At 41.7% G+C, this 23294-nt stretch carries 19 protein-coding genes and 1 pseudogene; 12 read left to right on the top strand and 8 right to left on the bottom strand.

What is annotated here, in order from left to right; translation table 11 throughout:
* Window positions 1-514 precede the first annotated feature (514 nt).
* Window positions 515-682 (bottom strand): NblA/ycf18 family protein, encoded by a 168-nt coding sequence (locus RMZ43_RS01720; RefSeq protein WP_109008822.1) that lies wholly within the window; start codon window positions 680-682, stop codon window positions 515-517.
* A gap of 616 nt (window positions 683-1298) precedes the next feature.
* On the bottom strand, window positions 1299-3146 hold the full coding sequence (locus tag RMZ43_RS01715) for a bifunctional serine/threonine-protein kinase/formylglycine-generating enzyme family protein (protein ID WP_322653322.1): 1848 nt from the start codon (window positions 3144-3146) through the stop codon (window positions 1299-1301).
* 618 nt (window positions 3147-3764) lie between these two features.
* On the opposite strand from RMZ43_RS01715, the gene RMZ43_RS01710 reads away from it, so the two are divergent.
* The 6 genes from RMZ43_RS01710 to RMZ43_RS01685 all read left to right on the top strand — a co-directional run bounded on the left by RMZ43_RS01710 (window position 3765) and on the right by RMZ43_RS01685 (window position 8794).
* A complete protein-coding gene (locus tag RMZ43_RS01710; protein WP_322653302.1) occupies window positions 3765-4793 on the top strand; it encodes a hypothetical protein in 1029 nt (342 codons plus the stop codon).
* 164 nt (window positions 4794-4957) lie between these two features.
* The gene (locus RMZ43_RS01705) at window positions 4958-5149 is read left to right on the top strand and encodes a hypothetical protein (protein WP_322653303.1); all 192 of its coding nucleotides are present in this window, start codon (window positions 4958-4960) and stop codon (window positions 5147-5149) included.
* A gap of 1 nt (window position 5150) precedes the next feature.
* The gene (locus RMZ43_RS01700) at window positions 5151-5666 is read left to right on the top strand and encodes a phage tail protein (RefSeq protein ID WP_322653304.1); all 516 of its coding nucleotides are present in this window, start codon (window positions 5151-5153) and stop codon (window positions 5664-5666) included.
* Window positions 5667-5687: 21 nt separating this feature from the next.
* The gene (locus RMZ43_RS01695) at window positions 5688-6269 is read left to right on the top strand and encodes a hypothetical protein (protein ID WP_322653305.1); all 582 of its coding nucleotides are present in this window, start codon (window positions 5688-5690) and stop codon (window positions 6267-6269) included.
* Between the two features lie 33 nt (window positions 6270-6302).
* The gene (locus RMZ43_RS01690; protein ID WP_322645871.1) at window positions 6303-6803 is read left to right on the top strand and encodes a hypothetical protein; all 501 of its coding nucleotides are present in this window, start codon (window positions 6303-6305) and stop codon (window positions 6801-6803) included.
* Window positions 6804-6904: 101 nt separating this feature from the next.
* Entirely contained in the window at window positions 6905-8794 is a 1890-nt protein-coding gene (locus tag RMZ43_RS01685) for a VgrG-related protein (protein ID WP_322645870.1), read from the top strand.
* A 320-nt stretch (window positions 8795-9114) separates the two neighbouring features.
* On the opposite strand, the gene RMZ43_RS01680 is transcribed toward RMZ43_RS01685, so the two are convergent.
* On the bottom strand, window positions 9115-11289 hold the full coding sequence (locus RMZ43_RS01680) for a protein kinase domain-containing protein (protein ID WP_322653306.1): 2175 nt from the start codon (window positions 11287-11289) through the stop codon (window positions 9115-9117).
* Between the two features lie 21 nt (window positions 11290-11310).
* On the opposite strand from RMZ43_RS01680, the gene RMZ43_RS01675 reads away from it, so the two are divergent.
* Complete coding sequence (locus RMZ43_RS01675) at window positions 11311-11493, top strand: hypothetical protein (RefSeq protein ID WP_322645868.1); 183 nt, start codon at window positions 11311-11313, stop codon at window positions 11491-11493.
* A gap of 44 nt (window positions 11494-11537) precedes the next feature.
* Here the strand turns inward: RMZ43_RS01675 and glgB are convergent, their stop codons facing one another.
* The 3 genes from glgB to RMZ43_RS01660 form a co-directional block, all read right to left on the bottom strand.
* Entirely contained in the window at window positions 11538-13829 is a 2292-nt protein-coding gene (glgB, locus tag RMZ43_RS01670; RefSeq protein ID WP_322653307.1) for a 1,4-alpha-glucan branching enzyme, read from the bottom strand.
* A gap of 173 nt (window positions 13830-14002) precedes the next feature.
* Window positions 14003-14335, bottom strand: a complete 333-nt coding sequence (locus RMZ43_RS01665; RefSeq protein WP_322645866.1) for a hypothetical protein — start codon at window positions 14333-14335, stop codon at window positions 14003-14005.
* An 897-nt stretch (window positions 14336-15232) separates the two neighbouring features.
* Window positions 15233-15451 carry a hypothetical protein gene (locus RMZ43_RS01660; protein WP_322645865.1) on the bottom strand — a complete coding sequence of 73 codons (219 nt, stop codon included), beginning with the start codon at window positions 15449-15451 and terminating at the stop codon, window positions 15233-15235.
* Between the two features lie 498 nt (window positions 15452-15949).
* Between RMZ43_RS01660 and RMZ43_RS01655 the strand changes: the two genes are divergently transcribed.
* From RMZ43_RS01655 to RMZ43_RS01640, 4 genes are all read left to right on the top strand, one after another.
* Entirely contained in the window at window positions 15950-16651 is a 702-nt protein-coding gene (locus tag RMZ43_RS01655) for a hypothetical protein (protein ID WP_322653308.1), read from the top strand.
* A gap of 173 nt (window positions 16652-16824) precedes the next feature.
* Window positions 16825-18648: a peptidoglycan D,D-transpeptidase FtsI family protein gene (locus RMZ43_RS01650; protein WP_322653309.1), complete on the top strand. Its 1824-nt coding sequence runs from the start codon at window positions 16825-16827 to the stop codon at window positions 18646-18648.
* Between the two features lie 189 nt (window positions 18649-18837).
* Window positions 18838-19944, top strand: coding sequence for an iron-containing redox enzyme family protein (locus tag RMZ43_RS01645; RefSeq protein ID WP_322645863.1), 1107 nt, complete (start codon window positions 18838-18840; stop codon window positions 19942-19944).
* A 223-nt stretch (window positions 19945-20167) separates the two neighbouring features.
* On the top strand, window positions 20168-20863 hold the full coding sequence (locus RMZ43_RS01640) for an SAM-dependent methyltransferase (protein WP_322653310.1): 696 nt from the start codon (window positions 20168-20170) through the stop codon (window positions 20861-20863).
* A 281-nt stretch (window positions 20864-21144) separates the two neighbouring features.
* Here the strand turns inward: RMZ43_RS01640 and RMZ43_RS01635 are convergent, their stop codons facing one another.
* Both RMZ43_RS01635 and RMZ43_RS01630 read right to left on the bottom strand, forming a co-directional pair.
* A complete protein-coding gene (locus RMZ43_RS01635) occupies window positions 21145-22281 on the bottom strand; it encodes a DUF3466 family protein (protein WP_322653311.1) in 1137 nt (378 codons plus the stop codon).
* Window positions 22282-22316: 35 nt separating this feature from the next.
* Window positions 22317-22524, bottom strand: a pseudogene (locus RMZ43_RS01630) (glycerophosphodiester phosphodiesterase family protein); the annotation flags it as partial.
* Window positions 22525-22770: 246 nt separating this feature from the next.
* Here RMZ43_RS01630 and RMZ43_RS01625 point away from each other — a divergent pair.
* The gene (locus tag RMZ43_RS01625; protein ID WP_322653312.1) at window positions 22771-23226 is read left to right on the top strand and encodes a hypothetical protein; all 456 of its coding nucleotides are present in this window, start codon (window positions 22771-22773) and stop codon (window positions 23224-23226) included.
* The last annotated feature ends 68 nt before the right edge of the window (window positions 23227-23294 follow it).

The following is a 23294-nucleotide window of genomic DNA, read 5'->3' as shown; positions in this document are numbered from 1 at the left end:
TCTCCTTAAAAATTGGTTTTCTCTGAAACTTGATTGCCTGTTCCCTGAACAAGACAATATAGAACATAAAAGATGACACCTATCTTAGTCTCAGTTATGAGAAACTAAGTAATAATCCTTAACAAACAATCCCCAGTCAGGATTAGTCTGACTGGGGAACTAGGGGTACGCTTTGAAGATTAGGGGCGAAGGGGTAACGGGGATTGGGATTGTGAGGCGATGAAGAAGATAAGAAAGCAGAAGAGAAATAACATTGACAAATGCCTGATGCCCATTTTTCTGCTTGGTTCTAAAAAATAGCGCGATCGTGCTGAGTAAATCCGACAAGCTTTTGGTAATGAACTTTGTGGAGATGAACCTCGTTAGGCAGGAGCAACATTAACGCCAGTTGTTGTTGAGATTGAATATATACCGCCAGAGGATAGAGTCGGCTTGCAGTTTTATCTAAAGAAGGCTTACTACATCCTTTTGTTTCTATTTGTCCTCTAGAAAATTAACAAATATCCCCAGTTAGTTAAGTCTGCTTGAGAAGATGCTTGATCATATTGTCTTTGACCATTAACTGCCGCAGCACCTCTAAAAGCAATTTGTTAGATTCTTCCTGGTTTAACCCCTTAATTTGCTCTTCGTAAAGTTTGAGGTTAAATTTTTGCTCTAAGTTAAGCTCCATAGGGATATCCATAGTTTTTACTCTCCGGTGTTTTGCAACATTAGCTTTATATATTCCCTTGACTTAATATTAACAAAAGTTACACATGCTTGACAAGTGGACACTTCTAGACGGTGTGCTACTCATTGGGGTTGGTCAACAAACGCCTTTGGAGCGTGTACACACAAGTGCTGTAGCCTGCGGGCGATCATCGCATTTGTCCTGTTTCTTCCTTTTCCAGAGTTCTTGTAACAAAGCTACACTTTGCCAGAGCTTTCAGTCCTCTACCAATTGGTGGTAAGTGTGGGTGGAGATATCGAATGCCAAATTATTTACCACATCGGGACTGCCTTTTGCCCTCTGCCTTTTTTGGTAAACACTTTTAACTAATAACTGTCTACACGGAAATAGTGCAATATGTAGGCGCGTTAGTTTATTTGGCATAACGTGCAACAACTTTTGATCTGTTGCACGTTATACAACCTTTGATTGTGCTGTTATTCAGATAATTGGGGAATTCTTTTTACTTTTTATTAGTAATAGGACTTACGCACACTCTACGAATTCTCGGCGCTCTTGGCGTCTTGGCGGTTCGAGAAATTAAGCTTTTTAGCAATTTTTGCGTAAGTCCTAAGTAAATAAGATGTGTTTACCCTGGTGTGCAAACCACCCTAAAGCCGAAGTCGTAGAACGCTACATCCGAATTGCCTCCGTCTAAACGGGCAGATGAACGGCAGACGCTTGACTGAGTTAACCATGAACCACCCCGTAGCAGGCAAGGATTATTATTTCCACTTACCCAAGCACTTCCATCAGCAGGCATTCCACGGTAATCATTGTGGTATTTGTCTTGACACCATTCCCAGACATTGCCATGCATCTCATACAAACCAAAAGCATTAGCAGGTAAACTACCAACATCCATAGTCTCCTGACGATTCTCACCCGGAGGAGCAGAACCATAAATATAACTACCATTATAGTTAGCTATCTCAGTCGTAATCGTTTCACCAAAATAGAATGGGGTAGTCGTTCCCGCTCGACATGCATACTCCCACTCCGCCTCGCTGGGTAAACGATAGTTCTTGTTAGTCATGAGTGACAGCTTTTGACAAAACTTGACTGCATCATTCCAACTTACTTGTTCAACAGGTCGATTAGCCCCTTGGAAGTAAGAGGGGTTGATTCCCATAACTGCTTGATACTGTTCTTGCGTGACCGTAAATTTACCCATGAAAAAAACTTTAATGGTCATAGGATGCTGCGGCCCCTCATTTGGGTTTCGCTGTTTTTCTCCTACTGGTGAACCCATGAGAAAATGACCGCCAGGAATTTCTACCATCTCCAGTGTGTTGCCGTTACCAAGGTCTTCTATAAAATAAATTGCCTGACCAGGACTGATTATAGTAATGTTTCCTTGCTTATCTACCTTCATGACTTCAAACTGGAAGGTTTTTAAAGCTAATTCCTTAGTATTTACGCTTTTTGTAGGTAATGCTGGAGTCTCATTCGGCGAAGGTACTGGAATATTATTTGCGGGAATAGATGAGTTTGATGGCAAAGCTTTTCTCTTAGCATTGTTGAGCAAGAGTTTCTCAACCCCAATTGCAAAGCTAAAACTAGCTCCCATTAACCCTACGGTTTGAATAACTCTGCGCCGCGACCAGTTAACTGATTGTTGTGGCCGTGTTGGTGGTGGAGACAGTTTTTTTGAAAGGTCTTGTAGCACTTCGGTTGCGTTGGCGTAGCGTAAACTGTAATGACGACGCACCATCTTGCTTAACACATTAGCTAGATGCTTGCTTACCCGTGCTTGATGACGCCAGAGAATTTCACCTGTTTTGGCATCCTCTTCAAAGTCCACTGCCGAAACACCCGTCAATGCTTGAATCAACATTACTCCCAAGGCATATATATCGCTAGCAAATATGGGTTTACCATTCTTTTGCTCATTAGGCATATAGCCAGGAGTACCTACGATGACGGTAGAAGTCACCTTACCTTCTACATTTACTATTAGAGTGCTAAGTTCCTTGACTGCCCCAAAGTCAATTAAAAAAATCTTTCCATCCCGATGCTGCCGCATCAAATTCTCAGGCTTGATGTCGCGGTGAATTACCTGCTGATTATGTACGAAGGACAAAACTTGTAAAACATCTTGTAATAGCTTAGTGACATAACTTTCACTTAATTGCTTACCTGGAATGATTTCTGCCTTTAGGTCATGTCCTTCAATAAATTCTTGAACAATATAAAGATTATTATTTTCTCTAAAATGCGCCAATAATTGAGGAATTTGGGAATATTTACCCAACTTTTCCAGAACAGTCGCTTCTGTTTCAAAGAACTCCACAATCCGAGGTTCAGTACGTTCAGGACGTAATTGCTTGACAACACATAACGGCTGACTGGGTTGTAGACAATCCTTTGCTAGAAAGGTAATCGCAAAGCCGCCGCCACCCAATTCTCGAATAATTTCGTAGCGTCCAACCAGCATGTCCACAACAATTTTATACTCCTAAAAATCTGATAATCGGTTACATCCATTGAGATTTTCCCTGGAGCCGATGACGTGTATTCATACAATATTTTAGCGCTCGCCTGTATATGTTCTTGAAGTGCCTGCTGTTTTTGTGGAGTGATTGATCGGTAAATACACTCTTCTATTAGCTATCCTGCCTGATTCTTACCCTCTTTGCAAAAAACTGGGATGCTCACGAGCATTTTTCTCTAAGCAAAGATATAAAAGAGCGCTAATAGAGGTACTCAAGGAATATCCAGCGCTTTTTTTGGAATATGCTTCTTTAGTTCTGCAATATTATTTTCCTTGTTTATGTGAGGAAATTAGAATCAGACTTCTGTCTGATCTCTTCTGCTTTAAACTCCCTTTATATAGAGTTATATAGCTTATATCTAAGTAGTTGCTTAAAAGTATGGCTGTTTTTTGCCTCTCTCTCTGCGCCAATTTGAGATTATCTCCTTTCAACGTTGTGCTAATTGGATAAGCACTCAGAAGGGTGCAAAACCAATCAATATTTTTTAGATGACAAGTCTAGAAAATAAATGTTTATTGATGTCTTAACCTATACACTCAATTATTATGAGACAGACCTCTATGCAGAATCCATCCAACGATCTTAACCCTTCAGAGCAAAAGTTACGGGGGGCACTGCAACAAGTAGAAGTAAGCGATGCCTCCGGCGGGCTAGAGAATGTGACCATTATGCAAGTCGCAAGTCCTTTTTCAGAAGCAAGAAATGACAAGACCGTTTTGCAAAGACTACCGAAGCCAAGCCCCCAAGACTCTCCTTCTTCGGTAGAATTGGTCAATGATGTACCTCTCTCGCTGCAAAAACCTGGAGCGGTAGAACGGATCAGTTCTTCATCCCAACCTACCCGAACCGTTGAGGCAGTAAGCTTTACGCCAAATACCATTGCTCAATTTTCTTTAGATAATAATTCTAAAAATCTTAATGCTGCTGGGGTTGCTGTAGTTCAAAACCATAACAACACTATTGTCCAATACTCAGATTCTGCCATTCAAAACCCAACAGATCGAACTATTGTCCAATACTCGGACTCAGCCATTCATAATCCAGCAGATCGAACAGTTTATCAAGCAATGCGGCCATTATCTAACGATCTGGATCAAACGGTTTTCCAATTGGGGATGCGACAATCTCCGCAGTCATCAACAGCGACGATTGTGCCAAAAAATCGGGCGTATGTTCAACTATTCCATCCAAGTATTTTTCAGGATGTGTTTCGGACATCAGGCTCGTTTACTTCGCGCTTCATAAGTATCACAAGGCAATTGTTTGATTCAATCTGGAGGAAGATTGACCTAAAGCAACTACAATCTCGTTTTCATCTAGGCAAGCAGCCAATTGTGGCAAAGACTTTAAAACAGCCATCTTCAAGCTACATCAATCGTTCTACTTATAACGTGATGGTTTCAGAAGAGCCGCCTAGCTCGGAACAGTATCAGAAAAAACTGCGGGAGTTGGATCTTTGTCGGCTTTCTTTTGCCAAAGAGTTGGCTAGAAATGGTAAATTCCGTAATGCGATCGCTATGGCTGAACAAATTTCTGAGACGAGCCACTTTTTTAAGGATGCCCAGATGCTGATTCAAAGTTGGAAATAATTTTAAGGAACTGCTTTTGGAAATTTGAAATGTGACTTTTGTCTTTTATGCTTCATTAACCACCTTAATATGGGCTTACCCACGGAAATAAGCACATCATAGTGTAGCGATCGCCTGAGCCTCTCCTTGGGAAGTTAACACCCATCAATGATTCGGTGATGTCCATGTCCCAAAATAGTCATACAAACTTAACCTACACAGCTTTTGAGCATAACCGTCTGGCACAGTTAGCCCAAGGATATCTCAACAATCCGGTGCTAATGCATCAATTATGCGATCGCGTTTACGAACGACTTAACGCAGATATCAAAATTCAGAGAGAAAGAATCGGTAACTCTAGTACAGGAAGACAATAAAATGGCTACACAACAATCCAATTCTCACGTTGAGAACTACGTCACAACCAACCGATTCTATATAGAAATTGGGAAAAATATAGTTGCCTCATTTTCAGAATGTTCAGGCATCAGTATTGAGGTGGAAAAAGAAGTATATCACGAAGGTGGCGTAAACGAGCAGCAAAGAATTAGTTTAGGACACACTCGTTTTTCAGATATTACCCTAAAGCGGGGGACAACTGATGATAATACATTTTCGGAATGGTTAAGCGAATTATTTGAGCAAAAAACGCGGCGACGCAACGTTAATATTTTGACATACAACCAAGCTGGAGAAGTCATGAAGAGCTGGTGCCTGATTGGTGCCATTCCAGTGGGATGGAAACTCCCTAGTTTAGAAGCCGATGGCAATATGGTTGCAGTTGAAGAATTAACTTTAGCCTTTGAGGGTTTGAAAATTGGCAAGCAGTCTGCTGGCGGCGATGCAGTCTCTAGGGATGCAAAGGGATATTTTGGTGAAAGCGCCTGGAAATGAATGTAAGTTGCAAGTTTAATCATGAGTGAGTTTAAGCCCCCGATTGATTCCAAATCTTCAAAGCGTAAAGACGCTTCTGACGATGGTGTAGACAACGAAGCAGATTTCAAGACGGTTCATGAGCTATTGCGACAGCTCAATCAAAGTCATGCTACCGATCGCTCTACACAACAGTCTAGTATTCAAGACTTACTGGCTTATGACAATGATCGCTATGAACAACCTGCGAAAGTGTCGCTAACGCAAGACTTAACGCAGCTTCCACCGGGTACTTTTGCGCCCCAAAACCCCATACTTGAGGAAGTACTAACTCCAGCTGTCAATACTGTTCAGCAAGCAGTAGAAGATTTAGAATTGCTTACACAAATAGTTTGCGATCGCATCAATTTGCGTCTAAATCTTGAGATGGAACGTAACGGCTTCCATCAAAGCAATCGGATCTTTTCGCAAAAAACGATTACAACCCCTCAGACTTCCTCAAAATCTGAACAAATACCAGATGTACTGGAAAGACTGGTTCAGGAAATCGAACAGCTTTTGCACCATCGTCTAATCCATGAGTGCGAACGACGAGGACGATCTGTAGGCTGTTTACCCTGGTAATTTTAATGCATTCAAAGAATTGAGGAAAACGCAATGAAACTTGAAAAAGCAAAGCTGATAGTTCATAGTGACCCTAGCGGACAGGCGAAAGATATTGAGTTCATGTTTAATCCATCAGAACTTGATTTTACTAGACAAATAATTTGGGATAGTGATGTAGGCCATCGAGGAAGCACTTTATTGCCAAAGGTTAATTTTTCTGGAGTAGAACCCTATTCATTTACATTACAAAATTTATTATTTGATACTTATGAAAAAAAGACATCTGTTCTTAAAGAATATATTAATAACATTAAAAAGGGTGCGACAGCTCGTAGCAATACTCTTACTCGCCCACCAGTGTATATTTTGACCTGGCACGATAGCTATTTCCACTGCGTTATGACAAGTTTAAACTATCGACTCACTCTATTTCTGGCTGATGGTACACCGGTTAAAGCGATCGTTAATATTGGACTCCAAGAAGTCGATCCTGAAAATATATCAGGAGGAAAGCCACCTACAACAGGAGCCATTGCTAAACAACTTCCTTAATTTCTAAAACTTACTAAAGGTTATCTCAATCTAATAACCTATGCTATTTTTCTAGGGAACAACTTCTAATTTTTACCTAACAATAATAAGAGTATCTTCCAATGCCTACCAAAAATAGTCAAACCCTTTATTTACACAAACCTATACTCAAACTGGGTGGAGCAAAAGCACCAGAAAAACTAATGCAGGACATTCTGGAAATTGTTGTGGATGAAAGCTTACATCTGCCAAGTATGTTTATTATTAAAATTCATAATGTCTATGTCGCCGCGAGCGAGGACAGCGAACCTTGGAAAAACGAAAAGTACTTTAATATTGGCGATCCAATTTCGATTGGATTCGAGGCTAGTACGACAGAAGACCTTGACTTTCAAGTGGCTGAAATAGAGGATCGATTAATTGAGGGAGAAATTACAGGTATTGAAGTCAAATTTTCCCATACATCTGAAGCCCATATTATCGTGCATGGCTATGACGTTTCCCATCGACTGCATCGGGGTCGCTACAACCGATCTTTTTTAAACTCTACCGATACCGATATTGTGCGACGTATTGCTCAAGAAGCAAAGATTAAAATCGGTCAATTGGATGCGAGTGGTGTCTCCCATGAATATGTTTTTCAAGAAAATCAAACCAATATGGAATTTCTGCGGGAACGCGCCGCAAAAATCGGGTTTGAACTCTTTGTGCAGGACAATAAGATTCACTTTTGCAAGCCCAAAAGTGACGGTTCTCTCAAGCTGGACTGGCTTGAAGATATTACGAGCTTTGATGTTAAAGTTACCAGTGCCGAACAAGTTAGTTCAGTCCAGGTTAATAGCTGGGATTATGGTAATAAAAAATTAATCTCAGAAACCATTTCAAAGGAACAGTTGCTCACGGAGACAGGAAATGGTGATGGGAGCAGCATCAGTCAGAAGTTTAAAATGAAACAACCTCCTAAAATGATTGTGGTAGACCAACCTGTAGATACTTCAAAAGAAGCAAAACAAATGGCTCAGTCCCTTTGTAATGAACTTAGTGGAGAGTTTGTGACTGCTGATGCGAAAGCTATGGGAAACCCTATGATTCGACCGGGCAAAGTGGTTACACTTAAAAATATGGGAACTCGCTATAGTGGCAAATACTACGTAACAGGAACCTGTCACCGATACATCCATAGGAATTACACAACTAATTTTACAGTTCGAGGGCTGAGAGAAGGTAGCTTACTTTCTATATTGCCTCCCAAGACACATCTCCAACCTGGCCAAACTCTCTTAGTAGGTCTGGTGACTAACAATAACGATCCAAAAGGTTGGGGGCGCGTTAAAGTAAAATTCCCTACCTTAACCATGAATGATGAAAGCCATTGGGCTAGGGTGGTAGGGCTAGGAGCAGGCAATGATAGAGGATTTTATTGCTTGCCTGAGATCGACGACGAAGTTCTGGTTGCCTTTGAGCATGGAGATATTCATCGACCCTATATTATTGGTGGAGTTTGGAATGGTAAGGATAAAACAGTTGAAACTGTAGATGACACAATTCAAAACGGTCAAGTGAGACTACGCACCATAAAAACCCGTGCTGGTCACATAGTAAGATTTGTTGATGATGATAAAGGTACTGAAAATCGAGGCTATTATGTCCAAACTGCAACTGGTTCTGGCCATCGCCTCAGCTTTAATGATACACAAAAATTTATCGAAACACAGACTGCTCAGGGGCAAACCGTCACTTTGAATGACATTGATGGTAGCATAAACGTCAAAGCTAATAGAACGATTAATAATACTGCTCCTCTTTCTATAGATTTGGAATCTGCTACAATTACTAATACCGCACAAGCAATTGCGATTGACGCAGGTGAAGCAATTGCGATTGATGCAGGTGGAGCAATTACTATTAACGCAGGTGGAGCAATTACTATTGACGCAATAGGGGCAGTTACTATTAATTCTCCCAACATTATGCTTAACGGTATAGTCTATGTACAGGGCGTGCCTATTTAGGTATAGAAGAAAATTCCCAGTCTAGACTGCTGAATCCTTTTTTACAAGTGCATAAGTTAATTTCCGTCACAGCTATTAAAAAACTAGAAAGATATATTCTCAAGCTATCGTTACAAGGTAAATTCGTGTGACAATATAGCTTGACTGAAAATAAATTATTTACGGACTGATTACCGTAATTCAACGTGAGTTCGACGGATAGAAAAGCCCAAAAAGGTTGCTAGGTATGAATTTGCTTAAGTGGGTAGGTGAAGTGCGATCGCTAAAAAATGCGGGTTTTGCTGCATACATAACATTTAAATAAGGAAGATACTGTAAATCTATGGTACGCGCCACATTTTAATAGTATTATCCTTACTCCCACTTACCAGAGTCTGTCCATCTGGACTAATAGCAACGGCATAAACTAAATCTGTATGTCCAGCCAGGGTATTTTTTAACTCACCCGTTTGCAAATTCCAAATTTTAATTGTGTTATCAAAACTTCCACTCACCAGCGTCTGTCCATCTGGGCTGATGGCGACGGAAGTCACCCCATATTTATGCCAGTTGAGAGTATTTTTCAACTCACCCGTTTGTAGATTCCAAATCTTGATTGTTTTGTCAGTACTACCACTCACCAAAGTTTTTCCATCTGGGGAGATGGCGAGAGAGTAAACTAAATCTGTATGCCCAGTAAAGGTAGCTTTTAAAGAAGGTGGTTGTAGATTCCAAATCTTGATTGTATTATCGTAACTTCCACTCACCAAAGTCTTACCATCTGGACTAAAAGCTACTCGCCAAACCGATTTAGTATGCCCAGTAAGAGTATTTTTCAGTTTCCCTGTTTGCAAATCCCAAATCTTAATAGTCTTGTCAGCACTCCCACTCACTAAAGTTTCTCCATCGGGGTTAATAGCAACAGAATTAACCGCATCTTTGTGTCCACTGAGAGTATTTTTCAAGCTACCATTTTCCAGATTCCAAATCTTAATTGTGCCGTCTTTGCTGCCACTTACCAAAGTCTTGCTATCTGGACTAATCGCAACAGAACTCACCACATCTGTATGCAATGAAAGAGTAGTTTTCAAGCCACTGGTTTGCAGATTCCAAATTTTGATGCTTCTATCTCCACTGCCACTTACTAGAGTTTGTCCATCGGGACTAATGGCAAGGCTACTCACCCAATCTGTATGCCCAGTCAGGTTATTAACTAGCGCCAGTTTCTGATAAGCTACGGTTTTGGCAAAAAGATGATTAGTAATTTGCGAAATTCCATATCCGCCTAAACCCAAAGACAGAATAATACCAATTATTAGCAATGATTTTTTAGATTTAGCTTTTTGTTTGGGTAAATCTACAGGTGATAGTAGTTGATTATCGTTGATTGCTGTGGGCAGTATTTCTGGTAGCGGCAGTGGTGATTGATGATGATATGTTGCCGTAGGTGGAATATCTGGCTTTGGCAGAGATGATTGATAATAATAGGTTGCTGTAGGTGGAATATCTGACTGGGGCGCGGATGATTGATAATAATAAGTTGCCGTAGGTGGGATATCTGGCTGTGGCGCGGATGATTGATGATAATAAGTTGCCGTGGGCGGGATATTTGGCAGTGGTGGCAAACAATTTAAATCTTGTAAAACTGCCTCAGATGATTGATAACGCTCCTGGTAATCTGTTTGCAGCAACTTATCTAAAATAGCTGCCAATTCTTCGCTCAATGGTTGTCGCAAATGTTGACGCCAATTATCAATCCAGCCGTATCCTTGTTTTTTCCATAATTCCCAAGGGGGAATAGTAGTAAGCAGATGAAAGCAAGTTGCACCTAAACTGTATAAATCACTAGCTGGATATGCTTCACCAGCCTGCATTTGTTCTAAAGGTGCATAGCCAAAAGAGCCGATAGTTGTTCCTTGTTGAACAACCACTGTCTCACTCAACTGTTTAGACACACCAAAATCGATGAGTACCAAATCTCTTTTTGGCGGTTGGGGAGATTTGCGACGAATAATATTCTGTGGCTTAATATCTCGGTGAATGACTTTGTGTTGGTGAACAGATTGAAGAATATTTAATAAATCGAGCAATAATTCTCGAATTTTGAACTCACTAAAGATTCCCTGGTGTTGTAATTCTTCTAATAAATTCTGCCCTTCCACATACTGCTGTACCAAATACAAACGTTTATCTTCCTCAAAATATGCATACAGCGTTGGAATTTGAGGATGTTCTCCTAACTGTTGCAGTCGCCTTGCTTCTTGCTGAAATAATTCTGTTGCCTTGTGGAGTGCGCCAGTTCCCTGTACCTGCGGTGCAAATTGTTTGATGACGCATATTTCATTGAACTTTTCAACGTCTTCAGCCAAATAAGTTTTACCAAATCCCCCGCTACCTAATACTTGGATAGGGCGATAGTGTCGCAATATTATCAGGGGAATTCCACAATTAGCGCAAAACTTGATCTCATCAGAACAGGGGGGATTGTGGCAAGAGGAGTTTAGGCAACATATCATACAGAGTGCATCTATCTACAGATGGACTTATTATTACCTAGTAAACAGCTACTGTCAGCCTTCAGTATTGCGCTGATGCTAAGTGCTAGATATAATTCCACGGATAAATACAGAGCGATCGCTAGTTTAAAAATAGATGTTGCGCGATCGCTTTCATGCTCTAATGGTGCAGCAATGCTAGCAATGCTGTCGATATATAAATAAAGTTTTGATTACTCTTGGGCGGGCTAGATGCCCACCCTTAATTGTTATTGCAATGCCTCAGCAGTCTTCTTCTTATCCAACTTGAGAATTAACACACCCAAAGGTGGTAAACACAAATCCAGCGAATAGGGACGACTGTGCAAAGACCAATCATCCGTCCACTTACCGCCTAAGTTGCCCATATTGCTGCCGCCATACTGACGCGCATCGCTATTGAACAACTCTGTATAAAATCCCTTCTGCGGTACACCAATACGGTAGTGAGAATGGGGTTGCGGTGTAAAATTGCAAACGACGATCGCAAAATCATCAGAATCCTTGTCACGACGCATGAAGGAAACTACACTATGGCGATTATCGCTACAGTCAATCCACTCAAACCCAGGTTCAGCAAAATCCTGGGTGTACAAAACTGGCTCAGAACGGTAGAGATGGTTCAATTCCCGGAAAAACGTTTTTAACTGTTGGTGGGCTTCATGCTGTAATAAATGCCACTCCAAATCAGCCCAATCATTCCACTCACTCCACTGCCCAAACTCCATGCTCATAAACATGGTTTTCTTACCTGGGTGAGCAAACATGTAGGTAAATAAACAACGCACATTAGCCAACTTCTGCCATGTATCCCCCGGCATTTTGCCGATGATATTGCTCTTACCATGCACCACTTCATCGTGGGACAGAGCCAACATGAAGTTTTCACTGTGGTTGTACCACATACTAAAAGTGATATTGTTTTGGTGGAACTGGCGGAACCAAGGGTCCATACTGAAGTAATCCAGCATATCGTGCATCCAGCCCATATCCCACTTTAAGTTAAAACCAAGTCCGCCTGTGTAGGTAGGCCAAGATACCATTGGCCAAGAAGTAGATTCTTCCGCAATTGAGAGAACACCTGGGAAATAGCTAAAGATGGTGTGATTTACCTGACGTAGAAAATCTGCTGCTTCTAAGTTTTCTCTGCCGCCGTACTGATTGGGCAGCCATTCTCCTGGTTCGCGGCAATAATCATTGTAGAGCATCGAGGCAACAGCATCGACACGAACCCCGTCAATGTGGTATTTGTCAAACCAGAAGAGAGCATTTGCTGCTAGAAAATTACTTACTTCATGGCGACCGTAGTTGAACACCAAAGTACCCCATTCTTTGTGTTCGCCTTTGCGGGGGTCAGCGTGTTCGTATAGGTGGCTACCATCAAAGAAAGCTAAACCATGTCCATCTTTGGGAAAGTGACCAGGAACCCAATCCACAATAACCCCAATATCATTTTCATGACATTTGTCAATAAAATACATGAAATCTTCGGGTCTGCCAAAACGGGAGGTGGGGGCATAGTAACCAGTTACTTGATAACCCCAAGAACCATCAAAGGGATGCTCCGCAATGGGTAACATTTCTATGTGGGTGTATCCTAATTCTTTGACATAAGGAATGAGTCGGTCAGCTAATTCTCGGTAGGTAAGGAAGCGTGCGCCCGGCTTTAGTCCAGAAACGATAATTACTGGTTCAGTTTCACCATTTGGCAGTTTAGCTGGTTCTGCACTCGAAGCGTGTAACCAAGAGCCTAAATGCACTTCATAGACTGAGACAGGCTGGGTGAGGGGGTCAGTGTGACGCCGCTTTTCCATCCAGCTTTCGTCATTCCAACTGTAAGCATCTAAATCAGTGACAATGGATGCTGTCTTCGGGCGAACTTCTTGCTGGAAACCGTAGGGATCAGATTTTTCGTAAATGTGTCCTTCAAAATTTTTGATTTCATATTTGTAATGCTCTCCCACACCGATTTCAGGTATAAACAATTCCCAAACCCCGGTGGGGCCTTTACGCATCTGGTGTTTACGCCCATCCCAGAGGTTGAAATCTCCCAACAATGAAACGTTGCGAGCATTGGGTGCCCAAACGGCAAAATAAACGCCCTTAACACCGCCTATTTCCGTGGGGTGTGCTCCCAGTTTTTCGTATATCCGGTGATGGTTGCCTTCGCTAAACAAATGCAAATCAAAGTCTGTCAAGCGGGGAGAACGGAAAGCGTAAGGGTCATAAGTGACACGCTCATGTTCCCCTTCTTTAATCTTTAACTGGTAGTTTGCCAGTTCTGGAGTGTCAATCGTGCATTCAAAAAAGTGGGGATGATGCACTGTTTGCATTGGGTATTCCTTGCGTTGTTCAGGAAGAACCACCCATGCTGCACTGGCATTTGGTAGATAAGCCCGCACAGCCCAGACAGTTTTACCGTCTTGTTCTACGGGATGAGAACCTAATATTTCAAAGGGATCGTTATGCTGATTCCAAACGATGCTGTTAACCTGTTCAGGGGCAATCGTGGTTATGGACATGAAGCTACCTAAGTGATATAACGTGATTGACTAAATCTACTTTTTTAATATCTATATATATTCTTTACATTTATTTGCAATTTTGTCGCCACCGTTATCCTACATCAGAATGGGGAATGGGGAATGGGAAATGGGGTATGGGGCATTGCACAAATGACTAAATGACGAATTTTTCAAAAATTTAAAAATGGGAAAAACTGAAGTAAGGTTTTACGTATACGAAGCAAGAAAATCTGTTCTCGAATTTTGGGGTCTAGTTTTGGGGGCGGAGCAAGTTGGAGCTGCGCTTGTAATTGAATATATTCGGCAGCTGTTAGGGATTTTCCATCAATAGGCGATCGCGCCTCTATGATAATTTTAGTGCGTAATATTTCTTCTGGTGTATCCTCTGGTGGTGGTAATGCTATTACTGGCGATCGCCAAGAGCTAATTAACACAAAAAAGGTTCCACTAATCACAATTAAGCCCAATAATCTTATTGCTTTTATCGCTTTAACTCTCTCCATATCTGAACTGCGTTCACAACGCAGGATGAAAATCTGTTTTTTCCATTCTCCATTCCCATTAAAAATTTTCCCAATAAAAATCTGGCAATATCAAGGGACATCACCAGGTCTCTTCTGATACAGAGCAGACGACAGGGAATGCCCAAGAGGGATTGCCAGCGATCGCAATGAATTGTTTTGTCCTCTGAAAAGTTAGGAGTCTAAGTCATTCCAAACACCAAAGCAGGGAAATATTTTGCCTACATAATGGCTTAGATTTACATAACTCAACTTCCTGCGACTTGGAATAAAGTTCAGTCACAGAAGAGGAAAGAGGAATTGGGGACAAGGGGAAAGATTTGTTGGAAGTTCTAAACTTTTGTCACCTTGTCACCTTGTCCCCTTGTCCCCTCCGCTCCCCTGCTCCTTTGCCTACACAGCGATTGATTATTTTTTTAATTGGAAGTCCCTAAATTTAGGGCTGCTGAAGCAAGCATGTATTATTTCTTATGGTACTTTTTGCAACGTTCGTAAGCGTTGCATTAGTGACGTAGGAGCGTCTGACTCGTTAACGCTGCGCTATCGAAATAATTATTTAACATTAAGCATAAATAAATTTAAATGCTTGAAACCCTCTATTACTGGGCAATTCCAACATCTTTTTATCTTGCTCCTTGCTCACCTGCCTTTATGGTCAGGCGAGGATTTTAGGCGGACACATGGTTGAAGAGATAATCCTCATCACCAGTGTCCTTTATTTGCTGCCCTACTTAGCTGATATTCAAGCGTACTCTAAGCTCTGATACACCAACAGAAAAATATAGGTTTTTAGTTAACCTAATTAATTCAAACTATGTGGTGATGAGCGTTGTTAATTAAGCTGTTTTGGGCATAATTTCAACTAAAGTTTAGGATGTCCTATTTAGGAGTAGCAGTAGGACTAGCTGCGGGAGTAGTTGCGGGAGTAGCAGCAGGTGTAGACGACCCACCACCAGCAGCAGGTGCATCAGTTGGTTCACCAGCAGCTGGGGTACTAGTAGTACCGCCACCACCAGCATCACCACCGCCGCCTTCACAAGCTCCGAGAATTGTTGCCAGACTTAAGATTACAGCTAAACCAAAGATTCTTGTTTTCATAACTCCTCTTTCACCAATTGTGGCTAGAACAATTTTTCGCCTGTTGAATACGATACCGTATTTATTGCTTTTTTTTAAATGCTACGAGATTACATATAAAAAAAAACAATCCTTTGGGGTATTCTTTTTTTTGATTAGTTGTCATACAGCCATCTGATTAGTTTCTCTTAACCCAGTAGCAAGAAGGAAATTACGAAATTTTATAGCAAACCGAGCTATCATAGCAAAAAATTTATTTTTTCCTGGAGTATTGCACCTTGCTGCCCTGCGTTGCCATACTTTAGGTGCGATATCTAAAGGGCAAGCTGTCAAATTGCTAATCGCTGATTGCAAAATTGCAATATCGAGAGGATGCAATTGGTATAGCTATCTATCAGAACAGTTAAAAGGGTGTAGTCTGTTATGTGTGCTTGTTGCACAGAAGGCGATTTTAATTAAGCAAAAAGAGACAATTAAGACAATCAATCTAAAGTACAGTATTTCTCATCTAAAAAATTTATGGTAGTTGCTCGTAAATCTGCTGTTTCTACAAGGGGTACTTGGTTCGGGCGAGATTCTATCCTTTCTTTAGGAAGGCGACGTTCTGCACGTATAGAATCAGCAGCACAAAGCGCTTCTACACCTGCTGCCCAAGAAGCTGCACTAGTATCCTCTCAAAAAAGACAGCGTTCCCCGAAAAAGCTAGCGGTTTCTTCCACAAATGGAGACTTTATACCCAAATCGGGGAAACAGTTGGGTAGACAACAAGTGCTAAATCTCAATGAGCAGTCGAGTGCAAATCAGAAAACTTCAGGGGTAGGTTTTCTTCGCCTTCCCATAATGGCTAATTCTGGAGCGGCACCTTTGTGGTTGCTGCGCTTGTATACCTTTCACCGTTATTCGACAGTTTTGGCGTTCTTGTTAGTAGCATCGACACTTGCTGTTTATGGCTGGACGGTATATTCTCAAGAGCTTTGGAGTAAGTCATATCGCAGGCTGCAAAACCTCCAACGTCATGAGCGGCTACTAACAACAACCAACGCGACGCTGACAAATAAAATTGCCCAGGAAGCAGAACAACCAACAGCAGGGCTGGTATCACCGACTCCTCAAGGGATGATTTTCTTATCTCCAGCATCTCGTAGTCCTAAGCCAGCATCGTCTAACACAACGCCAAATCCCCAAACACAACAGCAAACACTCTCGCCACTGGGGTATTAAGGTTAAGAGTCATTGGTCATTGGTTATTGGTCATTAGTTTCAGACAAACAAATCTGAGTGTCGGTTTTAGGTAATAGTGCCAACTCTAAGAAGGAACAGAACTTAAAAGACGAAGAACGAAGGACGAACAACAAAGGACAAATGACTAATGACTAATGACAAAGGACAACCCAATGCAAAAATCACCAAGCAGAACAAATAGAAAATTTCGGAACCCAGCATTTAAAAGGCGACAGAAGGGTTCTAAAAGAGGATTGTTAGGGACACTTGCCTCTAATATCCAAAATCAAACATCTAACACCAAGTCTCGACTGTTTATAGTATGGGGCATATTAATGGCAGCAGGGTTGGGGTTGGGTGTTAAGTTGTACAATTTACAAATTGTCAAGGGGCCAAAGTTAACAGAGCAGGCGCGAAACCAGCAAATGGTGAATTTGCGACCTTTTATGCCCCGTCGCCCGGTGGTAGATCGCAATAGTAGTCTGTTAGCGATTGACCTTCCTGTATATACTTTATACGCTCATCCCAAGCTGTTTGATAAGTCTAATGAAGATATGGCAGGGCGACTTGCCCCAATATTGGCAAAAGATACTGCTGAATTGGTAAAAACTTTTCAAAGTAAAAGAAGCGGAATTATACTTGCTTCATCTCTTCCCGAAGAAACTATTGATCGCATCAGCTCTTTGCGCTTAAATGGACTGGAGTGGGCTGAAAAATACTCCCGATATTATCCGCCAGACGATTTGGCTTCTGATGTGGTGGGCTACGTGAATCTTGATCGCCGTGGTCAAGCAGGTGTGGAATATTCTCAAGAGAAGTTGCTAGAACGTCCTGTGCAAACGGTGCGCCTCAGTCGGTCGGGTAATGGGGCATTGATGCCGGATCATGCCCCTGAAGGTTTTTTGCATTTTGATGATTTGCGATTGCAACTCACTATTGATAGCCGTCTGCAACGAATTGCCCGGGTTGCACTCAAACAACAAATGGATAAGTTTAACGCTAAACGTGGGGCAGTAATTGTCATGGATGCCTTGGATGGTTCCTTACTCGCCCTCGTTTCTCAGCCCACTTATAACCCTAATGAATACGCTAAAGCTAATATCTCACTATTTAAAAACTGGACGGTGGCGGATCTTTATGAACCGGGATCGACTTTTAAACCTTTGAATGTAGCGATCGCTCTAGAAAATGGAGTCATCAAACCAGATGATATGTTTAATGACTCCGGTTCTATTCGAGTAGCTAATTACACTATTAAAAATGCGATGAATAATGCTAATGGGCGAATCAGCATCGCTCAGATTTTGCAATATTCCAGCAACATTGGCATGGTGCAAATTATCCAACGCTTAAAGCCTTCAATTTACTATAACTGGCTAGAACGCTTAGGGCTAGGACAAAAAGTTGATACAGATTTACCTTTTGAAGTTGGTGGCCGGCTCAAAAGTCAAGAAGAATTTATCGCTTCGCCAATTGAACCAGCTACTACTTCCTTTGGGCAAGGCTTTTCTATGACGCCCATACAACTAGTACAAATGCACGGTGCTTTAGCCAATGGCGGTAAATTGGTCACACCCCATGTAGTTCGGGGACTGATTGATAGCAAAGGGCAAATGCATGATTCACCTACTCACACCGTCCCCCGCCAAATTTTTTCATCCGCAACAACCCAAAAGGTTGTGGAAATGATGGAAACTGTTGTTAATGAAGGTAGCGGAAAGGCGGCACAAATTCCGGGATATCGCATTGCTGGTAAAACTGGTACAGCTCAAAAAGCTAGTCCTAATGGTGGTTACATTAAGGGTGCTAGAATGACTAGCTTCGTGGCTATTTTGCCAGTGGAATCTCCTCGGTATGTAGTGTTCGCCCTAGTGGATGAACCAAAAGGAGAAAGTGCTTATGGTTCTACTGTCGCCGCCCCAATTGTCAAGTCGGTAATCGAAGCACTCATTCCTCTTGAGGAGATTCCGCCAAGTAAGGCGGTTGGGCAGCCGTAGGGGGCAGGGGGAGCAGGGGAGGCAGGGGAGGCAGAACTATTGCCCAATGCCCAATGTCCCTTTTCTTTGTTCCCCTAGACTTAATTTTTCTTTATAACCAAGGAAAGAGGTAGAGAAAGCTACTGTGTGGGAAGTTAAGTATTAAAGGTGAAAATTATTTCTCACTTTTACAATGCTACCGAAGATTCCATGCAAAGCAATTTAGTTATATTTCCTAACGCTGGGGCTGCAAAAAAGAGTACGCAAACAGAAGAAGGAACAATTACCAACTACGACCGTGCTGAGAAACAATTTATAGAACTGCTAGCAATGGAGGATTTGGATCATCAATTAGATGTAAAACCTGCAATAGCTAGTGAGTTTGAACAGGCACTTTCAAGAGCAATTCGGTCTGCTTATAAAAACGATCGCTCTGATGAACAGGCTCACAATTTTCTGCAACGGATACTTTATCGAATCAATCGGCTAAAGCTGTTTTGGTATGACGATTTGCGGCATTATACTAATGAGCGATCGCTTTACTTGTGTTCATGTCGTGACCAAATTGAAGCTGCTTGGCAGAAGTGGGAACTGGCACAATTTGATGTGGCTGCACTGCAACAATTAGATGTAAAACAAGCGCTAATTGAGCGCACATCTGCCGATTTAGATCCGCTTTTGTCGGAGAGTAGCCGCTACATTCGTGAGGAAATGACTGAATCTGGCTATCGTCACCTGCTAGCAATCGGATCTTTTGATGGCTTGGTTGAAGCTAGTCATCTTTCCCGCATTTTGGGTGGTGTTGCTAATGAAGTGCAGTGTACGCTGATGCGAGTACTAATAGAAGAATACGGCAATGGTCGTTTATCTCGCAAGCACTCTACATTTTTTGCCCAAATGCTTGCTGAGTTCGGAATGAACACTGAACCAGAGGCGTATTTCGATTTAGTACCTTGGGAAGTTTTGGCTTCTACCAATCATAATTTTCTAGTGACTGAGCGCAAACGCTATTTTCTGCGTTATAGCGGCGGTTTGACCTATTTTGAGGTGGCTGGCCCTGCGGTTTACAAAAATTATATGGTGGCGGCACAACGACTCGGACTCTCAGAAGTAGCGGTGGGTTATTGGGAACTCCACATCAGAGAAGATGAACGCCACGGTCGTTGGATGTTAGATGATGTGGCTTTGCCATTAGCAGAACGATATCCCAATGATGCATGGGAATTACTGCTTGGGTACGATCAGCAGAAACTCATGAGCGATCGCGCGGGTATTGCTGTTGTGCGATCGATACGCGAAGCAAAACAGTCTGTTTAACTCATCTAAGAAATCTAAAAAATTAGAAATTAAAAATGGCAGATTTATTCTGACGTTTATAATTTCACATTTTTACATCATTACTATTCCTAATTTCCCTACAATCCAATTTATTTAGCAAAGATTTCTTTACTAAAGAAACGGTTATTTATGGCTTGTAACTCAAGGTATTAAATAACCTAATACTAGATTGATTATACCTTACACATTGAAGTGCAGTCAAATGAAAGATATCTTTTTTTGCCCTGAAGAATCTAATTTTTACTCAAATTGCTTAGAAAATTTTGTTTTCAGAAATTGTAAAAATTACGAATCTATTGTGGAGTTTGGCTCAGGAGATGGCAGCCCTGTAATTAATTCCTTATTAAGAAATAACTTTGATGGCGTAATCCAAGGATTTGAATTAAATACCTCTGCATGGAAAGTCGCAAATTCAACTATCGATGAATATAATCTCACTAATAAATATATAATTCATAATTCATCTTTGTTTAATTCTTCTCAACCAGATGCCGAGTATCTCGTAGCCAATCCGCCTTACCTCCCCGCACCAGATAATGATATTTATATGCCACTCTTATTTGGGGGCGTGGATGGAGCCACAGTTACCAACGATCTTTTGTCGTTAGGTTACGAAAATGTGTTGGTTTTAATATCTAGTTTTTCTAATCCAACAAGTACGCTGAACTTAGCAAAAGAATATGGATATTGCGTTCAAAATTTCATGGTACTACCTTTACAGTTCGGCTACTATAGCTCTGATCCTAAGGTAAAAAACCACATAGAAGAACTCCGAAAAAAGAACATGGCATTTTATTCTGGCGATTATTATTTTCTAGCTGGCGTTTTATTTAACAAATGCCAGGATTCTGTAGTTGATTTATCTAATCAATTGGCTCAGATTATGACTAGTTTGTGAAAACAAATACGCTTATGCAATCCCCATCTTGGGAGTACCTTGAAAAAGAGGCAGGGGAGCAGGGAGCAGGGAGCAAGGGGGATAGAATAGAAAGGGGATTCTAACCCCACCTGAATGAAAACCACGCTTTTTGAAGTGGCGGACGTAAAAAAATGTTGCCCCATTTATTCCACGGCAGAAGTCAGGGGTCATTTTCCCCTGCCCCCTGCCTCTTCGTTGCAGATGGGGACTTTTGCAACACATTATATCAATCCCTATTCTTAAGTAATTGCTTTGTTTACCTAAAGTTTTTGTTGTATGAATGCACTGCTAGAGTGACGTTTACACTTGAGTGCTGCAAATAAAGTTATAACACCACCGAACGACAAAATAGGAAAGGCTAAAGTTGGTTCAGGTACTGAGACAGATGACGTTGGCGTCAAGAGGAAGGCGCGTAATTCACCATTAACTGCACCACGACCGACAATTTGGCCATTATTATTAATGGCAGATGCTGCTGTCAAGGTAAAGCCAGCGTCTGAACCAGGAGCAATCAGGTCATTTAAGTCGTACAGGGTGTTATCACTATAAAGAAAAGCCCGCAAACCATTGCCATCTGCTGCAAAAAAGTTGTTGTTACTGCCAGAAAACCCGACTACTTGACCCAAATTATTGATTCCCACACCAAGACTGAATGAATCTGTAGGACGTAACCTACCGAGGTCTTGGAGTCCCGTGTTGGAACTGTACAGAAAAGCATTACTATCGTCTACTCCAGTAAGTCCCGAACCACCCACCACTTGTCCTGAGTCATTAATATCATTTGCTACGCTGTACGCGTCACCTGGCAAAGTTCCCAAATTAGTAGTTTGGCCGTTTCCGTACAGAAAAGCTGTGCTTGAATTGAGAATGCCTACTACTTGTCCCAAGTTATTTAAACTGTAGGCAATAGTACCAGGACTTCCTATGCTGGTTGCTGTACCATTACTGTATAAAAAAGGCCCAAGTCCGCTTGCTCCCCCGACTATCTGGGTGCGATCGTTAATGGCATAAGGAATGGCGTCTCGGATAGGAAGGCGTTGGGTGATACCATTGCTGTATAGGAAAGGGTTATTTCCAGTAAAGTTGTTGCTACGAACCGAATTACCAACTACTTGCCCCAAGTTATTGATACCAGATACTGCAAGTTGATTATCTTCAGGTAAGGGACTAATGTTTTTAACTGAACCATTGCTGTAAAAAAAAGAACTTGTCAAAGAATTAATGGCTACCTGACCTGAGTCATTGATGCCTGTAGCGTAACTGTAGGCTTGTTCTGTAAGACTGCCTAAGTCGGTAACTGAATATAGGGATACTGCCAACGCCGACTTGGATGCAATAAGACTGATTGCAGTCAAGGTTATTGCTGTTATACAGGATTTCCACTGAGGTAAAAGCATGTGACTTTTCCGTGATTTGTTATTCCCCTACCAAATTACCACTCAACAGTAGAGTGGGAAACTGCTATATCTGGGTAGTTACTAAATACACCATTAACACCTAAGCTGAAAAATAGTTCAAATTCGCTTTGGAAATTTCCTTCCTTAAAAGTCTAGTGGCAAAAAATAGTCTTCATTGCGAAAAGTCCAGACATGAACCAGCAAACCAGCATTATGAGCATCAATGACTAAAGATGTTAGCGATGTCTGGCGACAAGCCGCTTTGCGTCTACGCAATTTACCATACTCAACACTGAGTATGTAAAACCCAGATTTATCAGCTACTTCCAACTTGTGTATACACTGTAGCCCCTTTATAAGGGGAGGGTTAGGGTGGGGTAAAACCTTAGTCAATCAGCTATTTCAAACTTGTGTGTACACCGTAGGTTTATAAGGCTTGTCATTACCAACATCTTTTAAAGTGAAGTAGGGGTGTATGAGAGTCAGAGTATGAATTTGGAAAATTTCACAGACCTCCAGACGTGGGCAGTGGAACAATGGAGAGATGCTAAGTTAGGGGACAGTCGTCGTACACAAAGAGCGATGCCTGCGGCGGGCTACGCCTACGCTATCGGTGCAGCCATAGCTGCCAACTCGCAAGGGAGTTTACCATTTTTTGCGATAGTTTCAGTCAGATTATTACAGTTACGCCAACTTAGTCGCAGCAATCCTCAGATCTTGGCACACGAGTACATACCTTCAATTATGTTAAAAGTCTTAGTTGCTCGTCTTGGGTTAACAAATTGTGAGTTGACCCTGGGTGAATTCTTTTTAGCGATCGCTCGTTTGGGTGGTTTTCTTGGCCGCAAATCTGATGGTCTATCCGGTTGGCAGACCTTATGGCGAGGCTGGTTGCGATTACAGGATATGTGTTGGGCTGCTGATTTTATCACCCAGTCACTTTAAAAGATGTTAGTAATGACAAGCGCTCAAGAGTCGGACTTTTATTCAGAATGTTTACGCAATCCCCTATC

It is taken from the genome of Nostoc sp. CmiVER01, assembly GCF_034531135.2.
Lineage (GTDB): Bacteria > Cyanobacteriota > Cyanobacteriia > Cyanobacteriales > Nostocaceae > Nostoc.
The sequence above is the reverse complement of the archived record's forward strand: the minus strand, read 5'-3'. Positions and strand labels throughout refer to the sequence as shown.